General features: G+C 44.0%; 19 protein-coding genes, 11 tRNA genes and 1 pseudogene. 14 read left to right on the top strand and 17 right to left on the bottom strand.

Annotated features, from left to right (window positions below):
- Positions 1 to 101 precede the first annotated feature (101 nt).
- Positions 102 to 1,259, top strand: a complete 1,158-nt coding sequence (locus C2M32_RS14270) for an FAD-dependent oxidoreductase (RefSeq protein ID WP_105168987.1) — start codon at positions 102 to 104, stop codon at positions 1,257 to 1,259.
- A 135-nt stretch (positions 1,260 to 1,394) separates the two neighbouring features.
- Here the strand turns inward: C2M32_RS14270 and C2M32_RS14265 are convergent.
- The 17 genes from C2M32_RS14265 to lolB all read right to left on the bottom strand — a co-directional run bounded on the left by C2M32_RS14265 (position 1,395) and on the right by lolB (position 8,098).
- Positions 1,395 to 1,479: transfer RNA gene (locus C2M32_RS14265), tRNA-Leu, on the bottom strand.
- Positions 1,480 to 1,586: 107 nt separating this feature from the next.
- Positions 1,587 to 1,661: transfer RNA gene (locus C2M32_RS14260), tRNA-Gln, on the bottom strand.
- A gap of 41 nt (positions 1,662 to 1,702) precedes the next feature.
- A tRNA-Leu gene (locus tag C2M32_RS14255) sits at positions 1,703 to 1,787 on the bottom strand.
- Position 1,788: 1 nt separating this feature from the next.
- Positions 1,789 to 1,863: transfer RNA gene (locus tag C2M32_RS14250), tRNA-Gln, on the bottom strand.
- 148 nt (positions 1,864 to 2,011) lie between these two features.
- A tRNA-Leu gene (locus C2M32_RS14245) sits at positions 2,012 to 2,096 on the bottom strand.
- A 99-nt stretch (positions 2,097 to 2,195) separates the two neighbouring features.
- Positions 2,196 to 2,270, bottom strand: a tRNA-Gln gene (locus C2M32_RS14240).
- A gap of 43 nt (positions 2,271 to 2,313) precedes the next feature.
- A tRNA-Leu gene (locus C2M32_RS14235) sits at positions 2,314 to 2,398 on the bottom strand.
- A gap of 46 nt (positions 2,399 to 2,444) precedes the next feature.
- Positions 2,445 to 2,521, bottom strand: a tRNA-Met gene (locus C2M32_RS14230).
- Positions 2,522 to 2,523: 2 nt separating this feature from the next.
- Positions 2,524 to 2,598 (bottom strand) — tRNA-Gln (locus tag C2M32_RS14225).
- A gap of 28 nt (positions 2,599 to 2,626) precedes the next feature.
- A tRNA-Leu gene (locus C2M32_RS14220) sits at positions 2,627 to 2,711 on the bottom strand.
- Positions 2,712 to 2,755: 44 nt separating this feature from the next.
- Positions 2,756 to 2,832 (bottom strand) — tRNA-Met (locus C2M32_RS14215).
- A gap of 257 nt (positions 2,833 to 3,089) precedes the next feature.
- A complete protein-coding gene (gene ychF / locus C2M32_RS14210; protein ID WP_105168986.1) occupies positions 3,090 to 4,181 on the bottom strand; it encodes a redox-regulated ATPase YchF in 1,092 nt (363 codons plus the stop codon).
- A gap of 47 nt (positions 4,182 to 4,228) precedes the next feature.
- A complete protein-coding gene (gene pth / locus C2M32_RS14205) occupies positions 4,229 to 4,813 on the bottom strand; it encodes an aminoacyl-tRNA hydrolase (protein ID WP_105168985.1) in 585 nt (194 codons plus the stop codon).
- A gap of 19 nt (positions 4,814 to 4,832) precedes the next feature.
- Positions 4,833 to 5,447, bottom strand: a complete 615-nt coding sequence (locus C2M32_RS14200; protein WP_105168984.1) for a 50S ribosomal protein L25/general stress protein Ctc — start codon at positions 5,445 to 5,447, stop codon at positions 4,833 to 4,835.
- Between the two features lie 167 nt (positions 5,448 to 5,614).
- Positions 5,615 to 6,562, bottom strand: a complete 948-nt coding sequence (locus C2M32_RS14195) for a ribose-phosphate pyrophosphokinase (RefSeq protein ID WP_105168983.1) — start codon at positions 6,560 to 6,562, stop codon at positions 5,615 to 5,617.
- Between the two features lie 74 nt (positions 6,563 to 6,636).
- A complete protein-coding gene (ispE, locus tag C2M32_RS14190; protein ID WP_105168982.1) occupies positions 6,637 to 7,491 on the bottom strand; it encodes a 4-(cytidine 5'-diphospho)-2-C-methyl-D-erythritol kinase in 855 nt (284 codons plus the stop codon).
- 1 nt (position 7,492) lies between these two features.
- On the bottom strand, positions 7,493 to 8,098 hold the full coding sequence (lolB, locus tag C2M32_RS14185; protein ID WP_267894535.1) for a lipoprotein insertase outer membrane protein LolB: 606 nt from the start codon (positions 8,096 to 8,098) through the stop codon (positions 7,493 to 7,495).
- Between the two features lie 62 nt (positions 8,099 to 8,160).
- On the opposite strand from lolB, the gene hemA reads away from it, so the two are divergent.
- From hemA to C2M32_RS14120, 13 genes and pseudogenes are all read left to right on the top strand, one after another.
- Positions 8,161 to 9,417, top strand: coding sequence for a glutamyl-tRNA reductase (gene hemA / locus C2M32_RS14180; protein WP_105168981.1), 1,257 nt, complete (start codon positions 8,161 to 8,163; stop codon positions 9,415 to 9,417).
- 7 nt (positions 9,418 to 9,424) lie between these two features.
- Positions 9,425 to 10,509, top strand: a pseudogene (gene prfA, locus C2M32_RS14175) (peptide chain release factor 1).
- Between the two features lie 2 nt (positions 10,510 to 10,511).
- Positions 10,512 to 11,357 carry a peptide chain release factor N(5)-glutamine methyltransferase gene (prmC, locus tag C2M32_RS14170; RefSeq protein WP_105168980.1) on the top strand — a complete coding sequence of 282 codons (846 nt, stop codon included), beginning with the start codon at positions 10,512 to 10,514 and terminating at the stop codon, positions 11,355 to 11,357.
- A gap of 42 nt (positions 11,358 to 11,399) precedes the next feature.
- Positions 11,400 to 12,950, top strand: coding sequence for a response regulator (locus tag C2M32_RS14165; RefSeq protein WP_105168979.1), 1,551 nt, complete (start codon positions 11,400 to 11,402; stop codon positions 12,948 to 12,950).
- A 12-nt stretch (positions 12,951 to 12,962) separates the two neighbouring features.
- Positions 12,963 to 13,337, top strand: coding sequence for a SirB2 family protein (locus tag C2M32_RS14160; protein WP_105168978.1), 375 nt, complete (start codon positions 12,963 to 12,965; stop codon positions 13,335 to 13,337).
- A gap of 196 nt (positions 13,338 to 13,533) precedes the next feature.
- Positions 13,534 to 14,343, top strand: coding sequence for a tetratricopeptide repeat protein (locus C2M32_RS14155; RefSeq protein WP_105168977.1), 810 nt, complete (start codon positions 13,534 to 13,536; stop codon positions 14,341 to 14,343).
- Between the two features lie 20 nt (positions 14,344 to 14,363).
- Positions 14,364 to 15,614: a DUF819 family protein gene (locus tag C2M32_RS14150; protein WP_105168976.1), complete on the top strand. Its 1,251-nt coding sequence runs from the start codon at positions 14,364 to 14,366 to the stop codon at positions 15,612 to 15,614.
- Positions 15,615 to 15,626: 12 nt separating this feature from the next.
- On the top strand, positions 15,627 to 16,481 hold the full coding sequence (gene kdsA, locus C2M32_RS14145) for a 3-deoxy-8-phosphooctulonate synthase (protein WP_105168975.1): 855 nt from the start codon (positions 15,627 to 15,629) through the stop codon (positions 16,479 to 16,481).
- Positions 16,482 to 16,543: 62 nt separating this feature from the next.
- Positions 16,544 to 17,437: a transcriptional regulator GcvA gene (locus C2M32_RS14140; protein WP_105168974.1), complete on the top strand. Its 894-nt coding sequence runs from the start codon at positions 16,544 to 16,546 to the stop codon at positions 17,435 to 17,437.
- Positions 17,437 to 18,066, top strand: a complete 630-nt coding sequence (locus C2M32_RS14135; RefSeq protein ID WP_105168973.1) for an alpha/beta family hydrolase — start codon at positions 17,437 to 17,439, stop codon at positions 18,064 to 18,066. The genes C2M32_RS14140 and C2M32_RS14135 overlap by 1 nt, the downstream gene beginning before the upstream one ends.
- Entirely contained in the window at positions 18,059 to 18,427 is a 369-nt protein-coding gene (locus C2M32_RS14130; RefSeq protein ID WP_105168972.1) for a DUF423 domain-containing protein, read from the top strand. The genes C2M32_RS14135 and C2M32_RS14130 overlap by 8 nt, the downstream gene beginning before the upstream one ends.
- 12 nt (positions 18,428 to 18,439) lie before the next feature.
- Positions 18,440 to 19,525, top strand: coding sequence for a 23S rRNA (cytidine(2498)-2'-O)-methyltransferase RlmM (rlmM, locus tag C2M32_RS14125; protein WP_105168971.1), 1,086 nt, complete (start codon positions 18,440 to 18,442; stop codon positions 19,523 to 19,525).
- A 75-nt stretch (positions 19,526 to 19,600) separates the two neighbouring features.
- Entirely contained in the window at positions 19,601 to 19,852 is a 252-nt protein-coding gene (locus C2M32_RS14120; RefSeq protein ID WP_105168970.1) for a Rho-binding antiterminator, read from the top strand.
- Positions 19,853 to 19,930: the final 78 nt, after the last annotated feature.

The raw sequence follows: 19,930 nt of genomic DNA, 5'->3' as shown, positions 1-19,930 counted from the left end.
AAAACTGGATCAAGGTTGAGCGTATTGGTGTGATTACAAATGGGCAAAAGGGGATGACTTAAGATACAATTCTGGTGGTTCAAATTACGTAAGGCAAAGTTATGAAAAACAAGATAGTGATTGTCGGTGGTGGTATGGTCGGTGCTGCAGCTGCGCTAAAGCTGGCCCAACAAGGCGCGCAAGTAACGGTACTTGAACAGCATCCACTTGATGCTCAAGCTGTGCTGGGCGATCCGCAAGTTGACATTCGTGTTTCCGCAATCAATCGTTTTTCAGAGGCTTTGCTTGACCAGTTAGGGGCAATGCCATTACTTAAAGCGGCTCGGGTTGCACCTTACTATCAACTCGAAGCCTATGAACAACCAAATAACAGCCTGTTATTTGACGCCGCAGACGTATCGCAAACGCATTTGGGTCATCTAATAGAGAATAAACTGATCCAAGCTAGCTTATGGGCTCAATTTGCTGAGCACGGCATTGAGGTAGAAGCGGTTAACACATTGCCGACCTTAATTGAGCAAAACTTAGATTCCATTTCCTTACATTATGCGGACAAAAGCTATCAGGCCGATTTGCTTATAGCTGCGGATGGTGGTCGCTCGCCACTTAGGACACTTGCCAATATTGGCGTGACAGGGTGGCAATATCAGCAAAGTTGTATGGGAGTGCTGATAAAGTTAGATGCACCACAACAGTACAAAACTTGGCAACAATTTAAGCCTTCTGGACCAATTGCTTTTTTACCCATGCGTGCTCCGTATGCAAATTTGATTTGGTATCAGGATGCACAGACGCTTGCTGATATGTCTGGCTTGTCTGATGAGCAGTTAAAAGCGCAAATATTAGAACACTTTTTTGAATTGCCTGGAGATTTCACCGTGGAGCAAAAAGCTGTGTTCCCGCTGGCACGTCAGCACGCTAATCAATATAGTCAAGGCCGTTTAGTGCTGTTAGGCGATGCCGCTCATACTATAAACCCGTTAGCCGGTCAGGGAGTCAATCTAGGATTCAAAGATGTGGCTGCGTTGGCTGAATGCTTAGAGGGGCTAGATGATCTAGGAGACTCTAAAGCACTTAAGCATTATGAGCGTAAACGCCGTACAGATAATCTCGCTATGATGAGCATGATGGATGCGTGTTACTTTGGATTTTCTAATGATATAACGCCTTTGAAGCTCATACGTAACGGTGTTTTAAAAGTAGCGAATCAAGCAGGGCCTCTAAAGCGTAAAGTGCTGGAACATGCCATGGGTTGGTAATCGAGAACGGGTTTTAAAAGCGGGCTTCGGTCCGTTTTTTTGTACTCACTATTTTATAAACGAAGAGCATTAAATTATATGGGGTTTGTTGCGTAAATAGTTTGAGAGAATTATAGAAGAGTTATAGAGCCTGTATGGTGCGGAGGGAGAGACTTGAACTCTCACACCCGAAGATACTGGAACCTAAATCCAGCGCGTCTACCAATTCCGCCACCCCCGCATCACAGGATATATTCGTAAAGAATATAATTTTTCAGTAGTTTAGCTACTAGCTTTCCTCTGCATTACCAAAGGATTCGACTTTCCGCTCTAATTGGTAGATTAAAGTGGCTGGAGTACCAGGATTTGAACCTGGGAATGGCGGGATCAAAACCCGCTGCCTTACCGCTTGGCGATACTCCAACAGTCGATTATTCAAATCTTTAATTTTCATCTTTAAAAGATGGTGCGGAGGGAGAGACTTGAACTCTCACACCCGAAGATACTGGAACCTAAATCCAGCGCGTCTACCAATTCCGCCACCCCCGCATGGCTGGAGTACCAGGATTTGAACCTGGGAATGGCGGGATCAAAACCCGCTGCCTTACCGCTTGGCGATACTCCAACAACGTTTACTTAATTCAAATCATATGCTGGTCCCAGGATTTGAATCTGGGGGGAAATGAGTGAGGGATCAAAACCTCTCTCTTTTGCCTTACCGCTTGGCGATACTCCAACAAAAGGTTTGATTATTTTACTTCTTATCGAGAAGTTGGTGCGGAGGGAGAGACTTGAACTCTCACACCCGAAGATACTGGAACCTAAATCCAGCGCGTCTACCAATTCCGCCACCCCCGCATCAAAGGATATGCCCAAAGGCATAATTTAAGTAGTTAAGCTACTAGCTTGCCAAAGGTGTCCTAAGGCTTCGATATACACTTTAATTGGTAGATAAAGTGGCTGGAGTACCAGGATTTGAACCTGGGAATGGCGGGATCAAAACCCGCTGCCTTACCGCTTGGCGATACTCCAACAATCGATAATTCTATATTTAATGTTTTACATCTTTAATAGATGGTGCGGAGGGAGAGACTTGAACTCTCACACCCGAAGATACTGGAACCTAAATCCAGCGCGTCTACCAATTCCGCCACCCCCGCACAAGGAGGTTGTGCCTTTTACCACATTGCACTTTGTGGGAGTAAATGGTGGCTATGCCCTGATTTGAACAGGGGACCCCATCATTATGAGTGATGTGCTCTAACCAGCTGAGCTACATAGCCATTGGCTGGAGTACCAGGATTTGAACCTGGGAATGGCGGGATCAAAACCCGCTGCCTTACCGCTTGGCGATACTCCAACGATTACTCAAACCAACTTAAAAAAGTTGGTGCGGAGGGAGAGACTTGAACTCTCACACCCGAAGATACTGGAACCTAAATCCAGCGCGTCTACCAATTCCGCCACCCCCGCAATATGACCAGCTAAACCGATGAGTTTGGTAGTAAATAAAAGCATGGTGGCTATGCCCTGATTTGAACAGGGGACCCCATCATTATGAGTGATGTGCTCTAACCAGCTGAGCTACATAGCCATCTTTTTTTATTTCCCATCATCGCTGATGCGGGGCGTATTATGCTGATATGCCCCAAACACGTCAACACCTTTTTTGCAAAAAACTGACTCAAAGCGTTTGTTTGCAGATTAAATAGCCGAATTGGTCATTGAAATGTCACTGTCCGCTGCTATTTTAATCGATTAATAAAAGACTATGTTGTTGCCTTGACCATGCATGTATGAGGCAACAAACAAAAAAGGGCCTAACAGGCCCTTTTGGTGTTTAATGGAGTCTTAAACATTAAATAAGAAGTTCATTACATCACCATCTTTGACGATGTAATCTTTACCTTCTTGGCGGAATTTACCCGCATCTTTAGCACCGCTTTCGCCACGATATTGAATATAATCATCAAAAGCAATGGTTTGTGCACGGATAAAACCACGCTCAAAATCGGTATGGATTTTTCCTGCAGCCTGTGGTGCGGTCGCGCCAACAGGGATTGTCCAAGCGCGAACTTCTTTTACACCTGCGGTGAAGTAGGTTTGCAGTTTAAGTAATTCGTATCCGCCACGGATCACTAGGTTTAGGCCTGGCTCTTCTAAGCCAAGATCTTCCATAAACTCCAACTTGTCTTCATCTTCAAGCTCAGACAGTTCTGCTTCAATGGCAGCACATACAGGAATAACAACAGCATCTTCAGCGGCTGCGATTGCACGTACTTTGTCTAAGTGAGGGTTATTTTCAAAACCGTCTTCGTTCACGTTTGCGATGTACATTGTTGGTTTAATTGTTAAGAAGTTCAGCGGCTTGATAGCTTCTTTCTCTTCTTTATCCAATTGTAGTGAACGCAGTGTTAAGCCTTCATCTAAATGCGCTTTTACTTTTTCTAACACAACGTTCTGGAATTTTGCTTCTTTATCGCCACCTTTGGCTTTTTTAGCGTTACGTTGGATAGCACGATCAGCGGCATCCATGTCTGCCAGTACTAATTCAGTGTTGATAACGTCAATATCATCAGCTGGATCGATAGTACCTGCAACGTGAACGATATTTTCGTTTTCAAAACAGCGTACTACATGACCGATTGCGTCAGTTTCACGAATGTTCGCTAGAAACTGGTTACCCAGACCTTCACCTTTTGATGCGCCTTTAACCAGACCCGCGATATCAACGAATTCCATGCTTGTTGGTATGACACGCTGAGGGTTCACGATCTCGGCTAATTGATTTAGGCGATTATCAGGAACCGGCACCACACCTGTGTTTGGCTCGATAGTACAAAATGGAAAGTTAGCGGCTTCGATACCCGCTTTAGTTAATGCATTGAAAAGGGTAGATTTACCAACGTTAGGTAAACCAACAATGCCACATTTAAAACCCATAGTTTTGAACCCTAATTTGTCTCAGATAAACGCAATATAAATTTAGATCACGGCTTAAATGAATGTAGTCTGTTTTGTGCTTTTAACACACCGTCTTTTGCTAAAATTTCCATACAGCGAACAGCTTCATCCACTGCAGCGTCAATTTTTTCCTGATCTTCTTTAGGTGCTTTACCCAGCACCCAGCCTGTCACTTTGTCTTTGTGTCCAGGATGACCTATACCAATTCGTAAGCGCATAAATTCTTTATTGTTGGCCATTTTGGCTATGATGTCTTTAAGACCATTATGACCACCATGACCACCGCCTTTTTTAAGTTTGGCGACACCTGGGTCTAAATCCATTTCATCATGGGCAACAAGAATATCTTCAACTGGAATTTTATAAAAATTCGCTAAACTGCTCACGGATTTACCACTTAAGTTCATGTAGGTGGTAGGGATCAGAAGTTTGAATTCTTTATTATTTATAATGATTTTACCCGTCAGGCCAAAATGTTTGGCGTCAGGCTTTAATTGGCAGTTGTAGCGCTTGGCAAGTTCGAGAATGAACCATTCACCAGCATTGTGACGTGTGTTTTGATATTCGGGGCCTGGATTAGCCAGGCCCACAAGCATTTGAATATTATTCAAGGTGCTGACACCTTAATAATTATTCTGCAGCTTCTTCAGTTGCTTCTTCAGATGCAGAACCTTTAGGCGCGTTTAATGTAACAACCGCTTGGTCATGACCTTCGCCTTTAGCAAGTTCAACTGAAGCAACACCAGCTGGAAGTTTGATGTCAGTTAGGTGTAAAGTTGCACCAACTTCTAGAGCTGCTACGTCTACTTCGATGAACTCAGGAAGTGCAGCTGGTAAACAAGTTACGTCGATTTCAGTAACGTGGTGAGCAATAGTGTTGCCGCCCTTAGTTGCTTTTTCTTCGTTTAAGAAGTGTACAGGCACTTTAGTGTGGATCTTGTGGTTCGCATCAACACGTTGGAAATCAAGGTGAGTGATCTTTGGCTTGTACGGGTGACGTTGAATGTCTTTAAGAATTGCTTCTACAGACTCGCCAGCAATGTTAAGCGTAAGAATGTGGCTGTAGAAACCTTCATCTTCTTGAGCTTTGATTACTTTGTTGTGATCAAGAGTTAGCGCTAGCGCTTCTTTATCAGCACCGTATAGGATTGCTGGCACCTTGTCTGCACGACGTAGGCGGCGGCTCGCACCTGTACCTAAGTCAGCACGTACTTCGGCATTCAATGTATATAATTCGTTAGACATAATGTCTCCAAAAATTTTAGTTTAAAGTTTAAGGTGCTCGCGACCAAACACCCTACCTAAAAAGGCGCGCTACTATACCATTGCTGGTGAATAAATAAAACATAGAGATACAAAAAAAGCACCCTAAGGTGCTTTTATAGCGCTAGCAGCTATGTTTATTCAGCATATTAGTGCTGAAACATAGCTGAAATAGACTCTTCGTTGCTAATACGGCGAATCGTTTCAGCAAGCATATCAGCCAAAGTAAGCACTTTAATGTTATCTAAGGTGCGTAACTCGTCTGATAATGGAATTGAGTCTGTAACAATCACTTCATCAATTACAGAGTTGCGAAGGTTTTCAGCAGCAGCACCTGATAAAACAGGGTGTGTAGCGTAAGCAAATACGCGTTTTGCACCGTGCTCTTTAAGCGCTTCAGCTGCTTTACATAATGTACCGCCTGTATCAATCATATCATCGACGATGATACAGTCACGACCAGCAACGTCACCAATGATGTGCATAACTTGCGATACGTTTGCTTGTGGACGACGCTTATCAATGATAGCTAGGTCGGTATCATTAAGTAATTTAGCGATAGCACGTGCACGTACAACACCACCGATATCTGGTGATACTACAACCACATCTTCAAACTCACGTTCTTTCATGTCATCTAACAGTACTGGGCTACCAAATACGTTATCAACTGGAACGTCAAAGAATCCTTGGATTTGTTCAGCGTGAAGATCAACCGTTAAAACACGGTCAACACCAACGCTAGATAGGAAATCAGCAACAACCTTAGCAGTGATTGGCACACGGGCAGAACGTACACGACGGTCTTGGCGAGCGTAACCAAAGTAAGGGATCACAGCAGTAATACGACCCGCTGAGGCACGACGTAGCGCGTCGACCATTACGATAAGTTCCATAAGGTTATCGTTAGTTGGGGCACAAGTTGACTGGATAATGAAAACATCCGATCCGCGTACGTTTTCATTGATTTGAACACTGATCTCGCCGTCGCTAAAACGACCAACTACAGCATCACCTAATTCAATGAATAAACGTTTTGCAACTTTTTGAGCTAACTCAGGTGTTGCGTTACCAGCGAAGAGCTTCATGTCAGGCACGGTAGGGTTCCTCAGGCACTGAATTTTTGGACTAACATGCAATGACAGAGTCAAAACAGGCTAACTTAAACAATTTACTTCTGCATTTTAAGCCAACTATCAAGCTGCGTATGTGCAGGCGAGATATTGGTACTAGGGGCTACAAACCCTTGCCAGCATGACGGTAATGAATCGAGCACACGCTGTGCTGATGTTGCGCAATCAAGTTCCACAAAACAACACGCTCCGGTTCCCGTCATACGAGCCGGCCCATATTTTAGCAACCACCCTAGGGTCTTTTCAACCTCAGGGTACAGCTTTTTAACCAAAGCCTCACAATCATTGTTGGTATTTGCCAGTTGCCAATCACCGGATAGCTTGGCCGTGTCCCTCGGTAAATCAGGATGAGTAAATACCGTTCCGGTGCTAACGTGAACATTGGGAAACACCACGCAAAACCAGCGCTGGGGCAGGTTTACGGCGGTTAATTTTTCTCCGACCCCTTGCGCCAACGCAGTTTTTCCGTTGACAAAAACGGGAACATCCGCACCTAATTTGAGGCCAATCTCAGCCAATTTTTGATGACTTAAATGACATTTCCATAATTGATTTATTGCCAATAATGTTGTGGCAGCGTCCGAAGAACCGCCGCCGACACCTCCTCCCATAGGGAGTTTTTTGCTGAGCGCGATAGAAATACCGGTTTCAACGCTACGAAAGGGTCGCAGTGCTGATGCCGCTTTGTATATCAGATTGTCTTCAAGCGCTATACCGTGGGTATCACCGGTAATTTCGATATTATCTTGCTCTGTGCAGGTAAAGTTGAGTTCATCCCCAAACTCTAAAAACGTGAACAGTGTTTCCAACTCATGATAGCCATCTGCGCGCTGTGCGTTGATATGTAAGAATAAGTTAAGTTTGGCTGGCGCCATTAATGAAAGCGAAGTCATATTAAAACTGCCATGAGTTAAGCTGAATTTTGATTTTGAGGGTATTATGAGTCAGGTTAATTCGTGTTGGAAGCCACATTTCATTGAATAGGGCATATTGAACATACTTTGCTTGCCAAAGTTGTCCTTGTTCGTCGCGCCAACTGCTAAACGTTAAACGTCCATAGGCATCGTATTGGTTACTGTCATTTTCAACTGTGCCAGTAAGCCATAGGGGGGCTTGGGCAACGGGCAAATCCATGCCACTTAAGCGTTTTACAAGCTGCTGGCTGTCATGGTCAAGATATGTGTTGCCATCATATTCAAGTTGACTGTACTGACCTAACTCGGTCAAAGATAAAATTCGCGTACCGATAAAACTGGTTAAAATGAGTTGCTGCTTGTTGTCTTTGAAATGCCAATTAAAGTTGGCAGACTGACGCTGAGTGTCACTAAGGAAGGCTAACTTGCCACTTGCTTGCCAGTTGGTTTGTTCCTGTAATAACGCCTTCCAGCCTTGGTTTTGCTGCTGTGTGGGAGAGATTTTTTGCGCACATCCATTAAGAAATAAAAAAAACATGAGCAAAATCAAATGAAATCGTGTCAAATGATGTTCCTTACTTTCCATATTCGATTGATTTTTGGTAAAATTGCTGGCTTTAAAACAGGGCTCGGGCAATTCTGGCATCTATGACCATCATCGCACTCGGTATAAATCACAAAACGGCATCGGTAGAACTACGCGAAAAAGTTGCCTTTTCCCCTGAACAATTATCTCAGGCACTCACTGAGTTGGCGCATCATGCTCAATTTAAAGAGTCAGTGATAGTTTCAACCTGCAATCGTACCGAAATCTATTGTAGCCTTGAGAGTGAGAATTCCCAAGCGCTTCTTCAGTGGCTCGCATGTTTTCACAATATAGATGAAGCGCAGCTGAGTGATAACGTCTATGTTCATCACAATCAAGATGCGGTTAATCACTTGATGCGTGTAGCGTGTGGACTCGACTCACTGGTGCTTGGTGAACCACAGATATTGGGCCAAATTAAACAAGCCTATAATAGTGCTAAGCATCACAATGGTATTAAACCTACTTTTGAGCGTTTGTTTCAAAAAACTTTTTCGGTTGCGAAACAAGTTCGTACCGAGACAGATATCGGTGCCAGCGCGGTGTCTGTGGCTTATGCAGCAGTTAACTTAGCGAAACATATATATGGTCAGTTAGATAAAACTCGGGTGCTATTGATCGGTGCGGGAGAAACCATTGAGCTGGTCGCTAAACATTTGTTCCAGCATCATCCTAAATCTATTACGGTTGCAAATAGAACCATTGAGCGTGCTCAAGGACTGGCTGAAGAAGTGGATGGACAAGTAATTTCGTTAGCGCAATTGCCGGATGAATTACATAAAGCTGATATTGTCATTTCTTCCACAGCAAGTACTTTGCCGATAATTGGTAAGGGAGTTGTAGAGCAAGCACTCAAACAAAGGCGACATAAGCCAATGCTGTTCATCGATATCGCCGTACCACGTGATATTGAAAGTCAGGTGGGTGATTTAGATGCTGCCTATTTGTATTCAGTAGATGACTTACAAGCCATTGTCAGCGAAAATATGGCTAGTCGTGAACAAGCGGCGCGCCAAGCACAGGCTATTATCGAAGAGAAAACCAGAGAGTTTGCTCAGTGGCAGCGCTCTTTGAAATCTGTGGATGTCATTCGCCAATACCGTGACAGCGCCCAGCAAATTAAAACAGAGTTGGTTGAAAAAGCACTTAACCAACTAGAGTCAGGCAAGCCTTCAGATAAGGTATTGCTAGAGTTGGCCAATAAGCTCACCAATCGATTAACACACGCCCCAACCAGAGCGATTCAAGAAGCTGCAAAATTGGGAGACGTTGAGCAACTGGCACAACTTAAACAAACATTAGGAATTGAGCAGGAATAAGACGTTAATGAAAGAGTCCGTATACCGTAAGTTAGAGACCTTAGCTGAGCGCTATGAAGAAGTTCAAGCAATGCTAAGCGACCCAGGAGTGATCGGTGATCAAAACCGTTTTCGCGCGTTATCAAAAGAGTATTCAGAACTTGAAGATGTCGTGAAGGCGTTTGCTGCTTATCAACAAGCCCAGGAAGATGTTACGACATCAGAAGAGATGCTCAAAGATTCAGATCCTGAAATAAGGGAAATGGCGCAGGAAGAGTACAAGGAGGCCAAGGCCACGATTGCTCAGCTTGAAGATGACTTACAAGTACTGATGCTGCCAAAAGATCCAAAAGATGACAATAACGTATTTCTTGAAGTGCGAGCGGGTACTGGTGGTGATGAAGCCGCTATTTTCGCCGGCGACTTGTTCCGCATGTACAGCCGTTATGCAGAAACACAGAAATGGAAGGTTGAAGTGATCAGTGCCAATGAAGGCGAGCATGGTGGCTATAAAGAAATTATTGCTAACATCAGCGGTGATGGTGTTTATGGCAAGCTTAAGTTTGAATCCGGCGCGCACCGAGTACAGCGTGTACCAGAAACAGAATCTCAAGGTCGTGTACACACTTCTGCATGTACTGTTGCTGTAATGGCTGAAGTGCCTGAAGCTGAAGCCATTCAGCTTAACCCTGCGGATCTAAAAATTGATACATTCCGCGCCTCGGGGGCCGGTGGTCAGCACGTTAACAAAACTGATTCTGCAATTCGTATTACTCACTTGCCAACGGGTGTGGTTGTTGAATGTCAGGATGAGCGTTCACAACATAAGAACCGAGCAAAAGCGTTGTCAGTGTTAGGGGCTCGTTTACAGCAAGCTGAAGATGAGAAGCGCCAAGCCGCTGAAGCGTCAGAGCGCGCAACCTTGTTGGTAGCGGTGACCGTTCGGAACGTATTCGCACGTACAACTACCCGCAAGGGCGCATTACCGATCACCGTATCAACCTGACGTTATATCGTTTAAATGAAATTGTGGCAGGTGATCTGAGCGCCATCATCGATCCGCTACTATTAGAACATCAGGCAGACTTACTCGCCGCGATGGGTGAAGAATAAGCGTGACGACACACAATGTTGCCCAAGCGATTGCATGGGCTACTAAATTTTTAGAAGCCTCTTCAGATAGCGCCAAGCTAGATAGCGAAGTCTTACTGCTCCATGTGTTGGATAAACCTCGTAGTTTTCTTTTTGCTTGGCCAGATGCACAACTTTCAGAGCAACAGCAAACACAATTTATCGCCTTGATTGATAGACGCAGACAAGGGGAGCCTGTGGCGCATATTGTTGGTATACGAGAGTTTTGGAGTTTGCCGTTGGAGGTGAACGCCAGCACATTGATCCCAAGACCTGATACAGAAACCCTTGTTGAATATGCATTAAGCTTAAGTTTACCAGAAACCGCCAAGGTACTTGACTTGGGAACCGGTACAGGTGCAATCGCGCTGGCGCTGGCTTCTGAACAGCCCAAGTGGCAAATTACCGCACTTGATTATTCTCACGATGCTGTAGCTCTTGCCAAGCGTAACCTGAACAAATTAGGCTTTACTAACGTCGACATTGCACAGAGCGATTGGTATCAGACCGTAAAAGATCAAAAGTTTGATCTGATAGTGAGTAACCCTCCGTATATTGAACATGATGATCATCACCTGACGCAAGGAGATGTCAGATTTGAACCCTTGAGCGCCTTGGTTGCTGATGACGAAGGGATGGCCGATATTAAGATTATTATTGCTAAAGGCACGCACCATCTTAATCACGGCGGCTATTTACTGATTGAACACGGCTATAGGCAAGCTGTTAAATTGCAGCAGTATTTTGCACAAATGGCTTATAGCAATATACTTACAATTAAAGATATGGCAGGCTGTGATCGTGTCACTCTAGCCCAATGGCTTGGGTGAGTCCCCATAAACCTTATTGATGTGCACTGAAAGGATCCCTGTATGGATGATTTTTTGTTTTCTGATGAACCGAGTGAAGTCATTGAGCCAGAGCATAGTGGCAAATGGAAAGTGATCATCGTAGACGATGAACCAGAAGTCCATGCTGTGACCAAGTTGGCTTTGAGTGATTTTGAATTTCAAAAGAAGCGCTTAGAATTTTTAAGCGCCTATTCTGGGGAAGAAGCGCGTAAGGTTATCAGTGAACATCCAGATGCGGCAATTGTGTTACTTGATGTGGTGATGGAAACAGACGATGCAGGATTACAAGTTGCCAAGTTCATTCGAGAAGAAGCGAAGAATAATCACATTCGTATCATCCTCAGAACGGGACAACCGGGCCAAGCCCCTGAGCGTCAAGTCATCGTCAACTATGATATTAATGATTACAAATCAAAAACTGAATTGACCGCTCAAAAGCTTTTCACCGTGGTGATGTCGAGTCTTCGCTCGTATAGAGATATTCTTGCTATTGATCAATCCCGCCAAGGTTTGGAAAAAATCATTTGTGCATCACGGGATATATTCGCTACTCATTCTATTGAACACTTTATCCAAGGGGTTATGCAGCAACTGACATCTTTACTTGGCACTGTTGATGAAGCCATGTATGCCACGTCATTAGTAGCAAGCAATTTAAGCAATAGAAAGAGTGATCAACTCGTGGTGTTTACGGGTCGCGGCGAGTTTGAACGCTGTGAAGGGAAGCCCATCACAGAGGTATTAACACCTGAACAGCTTGATGCGTGTAACCAAGCGCTTAGCGAAAAAGGAATTGTATATAAAAACAATTACTTGTTTGCCTACTGTTCGAGTGAGTACAACCACAGCTCCATGCTCTTTGTGTCGGGTATTCCAGAATTCTTAACCGACACGCAAAAGCACCTAATAAAAATATTCTCGCAAAACGTACAACTGGCATACGAAAACGTGCAATTACAAGCTGAAATTGAAAGCACACAGCAAGAACTGGTGTATCGCTTGAGTGAGGCCTTAGAACAGCGTTCTACAGAAACAGGCAATCACGTTAAGCGCGTCGCCTACATGTGTGAGCTATTCGGCAGCCATAGTGGTTTAAGTCATCATGATGTTGAGCTGCTACGAATGGCATCGCCACTACATGATGTTGGTAAGGTGGGTATCCCTGATGCCATTCTTAATAAGCCAGGCAAGCTCAATGATGAAGAATGGCGCGTGATGAAATCACATACCACCAAGGGCTATCGAATTCTCCAAGACTCAAGACGAGAAATCGTTAATGCAGGAGCGGTTATCGCCAAAGAGCATCATGAAAAGTGGGATGGTACTGGCTATCCAGAAGGTAAAAAAGGTGAAGACATTCATGTTTTTGGTCGTATCGTTGCATTAGCAGATGTGTATGATGCACTGCGCCATAAACGTTGCTACAAAGAGCCTTGGAGCAAAGAGCAAGCATTGGCTGAGGTTAACAATCAAAAAGGCAAACACTTTGACCCCAGTTTGGTTGATATTTTGAATGAACACATTGATGATGTAGAAGCCATCTTGGCTCGCTTTCCTGACAAACAACACTAACTAAGAGTAAATATGGATTATTTAGCACTAAAACACACACATATGCTATTTGTTGTGCTCAGCATTTTGTTATTTTACACCCGCGCTTTTTCTCGTTTTGCCAGTGGCAAGTTAGCTGCTAATAAAGGCGTTTTTATAGCCAGCCACAGCATAGATACATTGCTACTGGTTTCGGCAATCGCTTTGTTAGTGGTGGGAAGTATTAACCCTCTGGGACAACCTTGGCTACTAGAAAAGATAGTACTGGTAATTGCTTACATTGCACTTGGAGTGATAGGTGCAAAATCAACAAGTAAACAAACACAGATAGCGACTTTTATTGGGGTCACGGTCTCGTTATTGGGGATTGGCTATTTAGCAGCGACAAAATCTGCGTTTATTTTGTAATCTAAACGCCACAAGCCTATGTTAAAAAAGCGCTTTCATGCGCTTTTTTGGTTTCTATAAATTAGCACTCTACGCCGCTATTGGTTGACGGTGATAATTAAAAGTATGCAGCTCATAGCATCGCTATTTGGGTCTGTAGCAAAAAGTGGTAGACTAGACTTTCGTTTATTAGAAATTGTGAGTTAACTCGGTATATATGACTGATATCTGGTTCGAAGAACAAGACGGTAGTACAGATTACATACCTCAAGATCCGCTATTTCGCTGTATCAAGGCGGAGAGGCATTGGGATGCGCAAGCCAAACTAGAAACCAGCTTTTGTCAGCTAGCAGAGTTAGAATTGCTGACGGATCAAATCTGTGCCCAATACTCGCACCAACATGAACGTTTAGATAAATTATTAGATGCCTTTTACACAGTTTGGTTGTTTAGTGGCAGCGATCAGAATATTCCTGAATATACGCTCAACAGCGTGTGTTATGTACTCAATATGCGTAGTGGCTCTCCCACGGCGCTTGCAATGATACTGAGTTATCTATTGCAACGTGCTGAGTTTGATGCGAATTTAGCCTTAAGTCAGGGTGAGGTCATGGTTCACGTGACTATCAGTAATGATGAAGGGTATTTAGTTGACCCAAATAATGGGCAGCAAAACTGGTATATTGTGCCTGAAAACGACCCGGACGCTGATAAGAATGAAGAACCATTAGAACTTGTAATGGGAGATGAAGCTGTAAAGCTCTATCTTGCGCAACAAAAGTGGGCCTTTATAGCGGCAGATAAGTTCAGCCATGCATTAAGTTGTGTGGAATTACTGATGGACTTGATAGGGGATGACCCATACGAACGTCGCGATAGAGGTTATTTACTCAATCAATTGAATTGCCCAAAAATGGCAAAGGAAGATCTACAATTCTTTGTTGACGAGTGCCCAGATGATCCAACCATTGAGATTATTCAGCACCAAATTGCAGAACTTGCCGATCACAACAACATACTCCATTAAAAATAATAACGAGGGCTGCTATGGAAGAAGGATCAGCTTTAATCACAAATAATGCTGTCATTTTGGGCCTGCTTGCGCTCATTCTTGGATTTGTATTTTATACATCAAATTTAAAACAAGGTTTTTGGGCTAAGTTTTATAAGTACGTACCCGCATTATTGATGTGCTACTTTTTGCCGTCATTACTTAATACCTTTGGCATAGTTGATGGTAACAATAATGATGTTTACACCGTCGCTAAATACTTTCTGTTACCCGCATGTTTGGTACTGCTAACACTTAGTATTGATCTCAAAGCTATTCTTGGTTTGGGTAAAAAGGCCATCATTATGTTTCTAACAGGCACCGTAGGAGTGGTTATTGGTGGGCCTATCGCTTTGCTCATAGTGGCGAGTATCATGCCTGAACTACTCGGTGTAACGGGGCCTGAGGCTTTGTGGCGAGGCATGGCAGCTTTAGCAGGAAGCTGGATTGGCGGCGGGGCGAATATGCTTGCCATGAAAGAAATTTACGGCGCGGGTGGAGAGATCTTCACCGTAATGGTCACGGTTGATATTGTGGTTGCCAACTTGTGGATGGCTGCGTTGTTAATGCTTGCTGCAAAGCACAAAGAAATCGATGCAAGAACCGGTGCTGACACTCGCTCAATCGATCGCTTAATTGATAAAGTTCAGCAATTTGAAGCTCAGCACGCCCGAAAACCTGAACTTAGTGATCTCATGATCATGCTGGCTTTGGCATTTGGGGCTACGGGCCTTGCCCACTTCGCCGCAGATATATTGGTGCCTTTCTTTGTTGAACATTACCCTGGCCTGAAAAAGTTTTCGCTACACAGTAAATTGTTTTGGATCATTGTGTTAGTGACCACTATTGGCTTGGCGCTCTCGTTTACTAAAGCGCGTCAGTATGAAGCTGTCGGTGCTTCAAAGGTTGGGGCAAGCTTTTTGTATATCTTAATTGCGACTATCGGGTTACATATGGATATAACAAAAATTGTAGAAGCTCCTAAGTACATGATCATAGGCTTAATTTGGATGGCGATCCATATTGGACTATTATTCTTGGTGGCAAAAATTATAAAAGCACCGGTGTTCTACGTTGCTGTGGGCAGCAAAGCAAATATTGGTGGTGCAGCTTCGGCGCCGGTGGTTGCATCGGCATTTCACCCCGCACTGGCTCCGGTAGGGGTATTATTAGCAGTACTTGGTTATGCGCTAGGTACGTATATGGCGTGGCTCTGTGGTCAGTTGCTGCGTATCATTGGCAGTTAAGTTGGAAGAAATATGAATACACAAACGATCAATCTGGCTAACATAGAAATCGCAAACGACAAACCGTTTGTCTTGTTTGGTGGGATGAACGTACTGGAGTCACGTGACTTAGCGATGCGTATCGCTGAGCACTATGTTGAAGTCACACAAAAGCTGAATATTCCTTATGTTTTTAAGGCCTCTTTTGATAAAGCGAACCGCTCATCAATTAACTCGTATCGTGGTCCGGGTATGGAGGAAGGTCTAAAAATTTTTGCTGAGATCAAACAGACTTTTAATGTGCCAATTATCACAGATGTGCATGAGCCATTCCAAGCACAGCCAGTATCAGAAGTGGCAGATATCATACAGTTACCAGCGTTTTTAGCACGTCAAACTGACTTAGTAGTGGCGATGGCAAAAACAGGTGCGGTGATCAATGTTAAGAAACCACAATTTCTAGCCCCTCATGAAATGCGTCATATTCTGAAGAAAATAAATGAAGCTGGGAATGACCAGGTTATTCTGTGCGAACGAGGGAGTAGTTTCGGTTACAACAATCTAGTTGTCGATATGTTGGGCATGGATGATATGAAGCATATGGCACCCGTAATTTTTGATGCCACACATGCACTACAGCGCCCTGGCGGACGCAGTGATTCAGCTGATGGACGTCGTGCACAGGCAGCCGAATTGGCTCGCAGTGGTATGGCGCTTGGTTTAGCTGGGTTATTTATCGAGGCACACCCAAATCCTAACGAAGCAAAATGCGATGGTCCTTGTGCTTTGCCATTGGCTAAGCTGGAAGGTTACTTACAGCAAATGAAAGCGGTCGATGAACTGGTTAAGAGCTTCCCAGCGCTTGATACCAGTGCCAGTGACTTATAACCCAAACAGATAGCCCAGCATCAGCTGGGCAATGATGGCTTAACTTGTAAGGCATTTTCGCTATGTCCAGAAGACTTCCTCCGTTGAATGCGCTTAAAGCGTTCGAAGCCGCCGCCAGACATTTGAGCTTCACCAAAGCAGCAGAAGAGCTGTACGTTACACAAGCGGCTGTTAGTCACCAAATCAAGATTTTAGAAGAGCACTTGGGGCTTAAGTTATTCCTGCGCAAGAATCGCTCTTTACTGCTAACAGAGGAAGGTCAAGGCTACTTTCTGGACATTAAAGAGATCTTTTCTCAGTTGATTGATGCCACTGAAAAGCTATTAGCACGTGGTGCTAAAGGGTCATTAACCGTTAGTTTAACGCCGAGCTTTGCTATCCAATGGTTGGTGCCAAGGCTCAGTTTGTTTAATGAACTTCATCCTGAAATTGATGTGCGGATCAAAGCGCAAGATCATGATGAAAACTCCCTAACTGACGATGTTGACGTAGCCATCTATTATGGTCGTGGGCATTGGAGTGGCGTGCAAACACATAAATTGCATACGGAATATTTAGTACCCTTATGTAGCCCATTGTTACTCAATGGCCCCAAGCCTTTAGATCAACCCAGTGATTTGGCCCATCATACCTTGCTTCATGACACCTCAAGAAGAGCATGGAAAGCGTGGATGAAAACGGCAGGGGTTAGGAATGTACAGGTAAATCAGGGCCCAATCTTCAGTCACTCCTCCATGGTCTTGCAAGCTGCGGTACATGGCCAAGGGGTGGCGCTGGGTAACAGTGTACTAGCGAAACCAGACTTGGACTCTGGGCGTTTGATTATCCCGTTTAATCATGTGCTAGAAAGTAAAAATGCTTACTACTTAGTCCTGCGGGAGTCTCAGTCTGAACTCGGTAAAATCGTATCATTTAGAGACTGGATGCTCAGTCTTGTTGAACAAGAGCAATTGTAATGACAATACAGTGGTTCAAACCAAAGCAACCCATCGCTCAGTTTATTTTTGCCCATGGGGCGGGAGCGGGGAGCGACTCAGCATTTATGCAAACTATCGCGCAACATTTGTGTGACTTGGGTATTCAAGTTGGCTTGTTTGATTTTGAATATATGCAACAGGCCAAAGCGCTGGATAAACGTCGACCGCCAGACAGAGCCCCAAAATTATTAGCATGCTTTGCCAATCAGCTAGCGCAAGCAGACCAAGCGCTTCCACTGTTTATTGGTGGCAAGTCAATGGGTGGGAGAATGGCTTCAATGTTAGTCACTGAAGGGAAATATCCTGTTAAAGGTGTGATTGCTATGGGTTATCCATTTCATCCACCGGGTAAACCTGACAAGCTAAGAATAGAGCACTTTGCAGAGATCCCTTGCCCCTTTTTAGTCTTGCAAGGGGAGCGTGATACCTTTGGCAGTCAAATTGAGTTAGCGCAGCTTAAAATGGATAATGCGCCAGATTTCATATTCTTTGCAGATGGTGACCACTCACTCAAGCCGCGCAAAAAAAGCGGTTATAGTGAAGCTGAACATCTGCTAGAAGCGGCTAAGCAGGCCGCTAAATTTATGCAGGTTCATCGCGATGATTAAATTATTTCTATTAGCAGGCAGCGGCTTTTGTATGTTGTCGGTGATGCTCGGCGCGTTTGCTGCACACGGCCTAAAGCGTCATTTAGATGATTATGCTTTGAGTATTTTTAAAACCGCTAGCGACTATCAAATGACTCATGGTTTAGCGTTGATAGCGGTCGCCTTGTTATTAAAATGGGGTATTAAGGTTGGTTTATCAGGTTGGTTACTGATAGCGGGTATTATGCTATTTAGCGGTAGTTTATACTTACTTGCACTAACGGGGTTAAAATGGCTTGGAGCCATCACGCCGTTAGGTGGCTTGTGTTTTATCGCCGCTTGGCTAGTTATGATCATTAAAATAAGTAAACACACATTTTAAAAGAGAGCACCCATGTCGAGTGTTGTAATTTATTGTCGCAGTGGATTCGAAAACGATGCCGCTGCTGAAATTAACCATCACGCCGCTTTGCAGGGCGTTGGGGGCTATGTTAAAGCAAAACCAAACACGGGCTTTGTGACTTTTGAGTGCTTTTCACCCAGTGATGCTCAAGAGCTTATCAAAAAGGTCGATTTTAAGAGCCTAGTTTTTGCTCGTCAGTGGTTTGCAGGCGTGTTACTGAGCAATATGTCGATTGAAGACAGAGTAAGCGAAGTTAAAGCTGTTGTTGGTGATTTTCCATTATGTGGTGATTTGCGCGTAGAAACACCCGATACCAATGAGGGGAAAGAGCTCTCTAAGTTTTGTAAAAAGTTTTCGACACCACTGGCAAAAAGTTTAGAGAAGCTAAACAAACTGACACGGGATCACAAACCGTCAAAACCGGTGTTACATGTCTTGTTTTTAGCCAATGATACCGCCTATGTGGGCTATTCATTGAGTAACAATAACTCACCATTCTTTATGGGGATCCCACGTCTGAGAATGCCCGCAGATGCACCGAGTCGTTCAACCTTGAAGCTCGATGAAGCGTTTAACGTATTTGTTCCTAAAGATGAAGTAGAAAAGCGCGTACAACCGGGGATGCGTGCCGTCGATTTAGGGGCATGTCCCGGCGGTTGGACCTATCAGTTAGTGCGCCGAGGCATGTTTGTTTCTGCCATCGACAATGGCCCGATGAACGAAGCGCTGATGGAATCAGGACAAGTAAAGCACTTTACAGAAGATGGCTTTAAATACTTACCTGAGAAGCGCAACATCAATTGGTTAGTGTGTGACATGGTTGAAAAGCCATTGAAGGTGACTAATTTAATGTTAGATTGGATAGTTAATGCTTTTGCTAAAGAATTGATATTTAATCTTAAGTTACCGATGAAAAAGCGTTTTGATAGTGTTTATGAGTGCTTAGCGCTAATTCACGAGGAATTAGCTAAATATGAAGTGGACTATGAGTTGCAGGCAAAGCACTTATACCATGACCGTGAAGAGGTAACGGTCCATATCAAGGTCAACCGTGTACCTGAGAAACTATACAGTTAACGCTTATACTGTACCCCAACAGTTGTTGGGGTCGCACCTTGTTGGCGCTTGGTCATTATTCATAGGAGGTGGTTCATGCTGAGCTGCAATGAACATGACTACATTGAGATTGTTTGCATGTATCAATACCCTGTTAGATTAACCTTAAAAACGGGGAGGATAGTGGTTGGCATCGCGGTCGATACAAAACGTAATGAGACCCGCCAAGAGTGCATACAGCTAAAGCATGATGGGCAGATGGATTTGGTCGTGCTTGATGAAATCGTCAAGTTGGCAGTGACTGTCGCGAACCCACATATTAGTGAGATTACTTTTTCTGCAAGTTAAGAAAATAGAAATCAGCATAACAGCCTGAATAATAGAATTAAAAAAACATTTCTCAAATAATAGAAGTTCGATAAGACC

The organism is Pseudoalteromonas sp. T1lg23B (genome assembly GCF_002964665.1).
Lineage (GTDB): Bacteria > Pseudomonadota > Gammaproteobacteria > Enterobacterales > Alteromonadaceae > Pseudoalteromonas.
The sequence above is the reverse complement of the archived record's forward strand: the minus strand, read 5'-3'. Positions and strand labels throughout refer to the sequence as shown.

Excerpts from the sequence above, each read along its gene's own strand:
- C2M32_RS14155 (WP_105168977.1), top strand. The coding sequence starts at position 13,534 with ATGACTGATATCTGGTTCGAAGAACAAGACGGTAGTACAGATTACATA.
- lolB (WP_267894535.1), bottom strand. The coding sequence starts at position 8,098 with ATGGAAAGTAAGGAACATCATTTGACACGATTTCATTTGATTTTGCTC.
- C2M32_RS14165 (WP_105168979.1), top strand. The coding sequence starts at position 11,400 with ATGGATGATTTTTTGTTTTCTGATGAACCGAGTGAAGTCATTGAGCCA.
- kdsA (WP_105168975.1), top strand. The coding sequence starts at position 15,627 with ATGAATACACAAACGATCAATCTGGCTAACATAGAAATCGCAAACGAC.
- C2M32_RS14135 (WP_105168973.1), top strand. The coding sequence starts at position 17,437 with ATGACAATACAGTGGTTCAAACCAAAGCAACCCATCGCTCAGTTTATT.
- rlmM (WP_105168971.1), top strand. The coding sequence starts at position 18,440 with ATGTCGAGTGTTGTAATTTATTGTCGCAGTGGATTCGAAAACGATGCC.
- C2M32_RS14270 (WP_105168987.1), top strand. The coding sequence starts at position 102 with ATGAAAAACAAGATAGTGATTGTCGGTGGTGGTATGGTCGGTGCTGCA.
- C2M32_RS14140 (WP_105168974.1), top strand. The coding sequence starts at position 16,544 with ATGTCCAGAAGACTTCCTCCGTTGAATGCGCTTAAAGCGTTCGAAGCC.
- C2M32_RS14150 (WP_105168976.1), top strand. The coding sequence starts at position 14,364 with ATGGAAGAAGGATCAGCTTTAATCACAAATAATGCTGTCATTTTGGGC.
- ispE (WP_105168982.1), bottom strand. The coding sequence starts at position 7,491 with ATGACTTCGCTTTCATTAATGGCGCCAGCCAAACTTAACTTATTCTTA.
- C2M32_RS14160 (WP_105168978.1), top strand. The coding sequence starts at position 12,963 with ATGGATTATTTAGCACTAAAACACACACATATGCTATTTGTTGTGCTC.
- C2M32_RS14200 (WP_105168984.1), bottom strand. The coding sequence starts at position 5,447 with ATGTCTAACGAATTATATACATTGAATGCCGAAGTACGTGCTGACTTA.
- ychF (WP_105168986.1), bottom strand. The coding sequence starts at position 4,181 with ATGGGTTTTAAATGTGGCATTGTTGGTTTACCTAACGTTGGTAAATCT.
- hemA (WP_105168981.1), top strand. The coding sequence starts at position 8,161 with ATGACCATCATCGCACTCGGTATAAATCACAAAACGGCATCGGTAGAA.
- C2M32_RS14130 (WP_105168972.1), top strand. The coding sequence starts at position 18,059 with ATGATTAAATTATTTCTATTAGCAGGCAGCGGCTTTTGTATGTTGTCG.
- C2M32_RS14120 (WP_105168970.1), top strand. The coding sequence starts at position 19,601 with ATGCTGAGCTGCAATGAACATGACTACATTGAGATTGTTTGCATGTAT.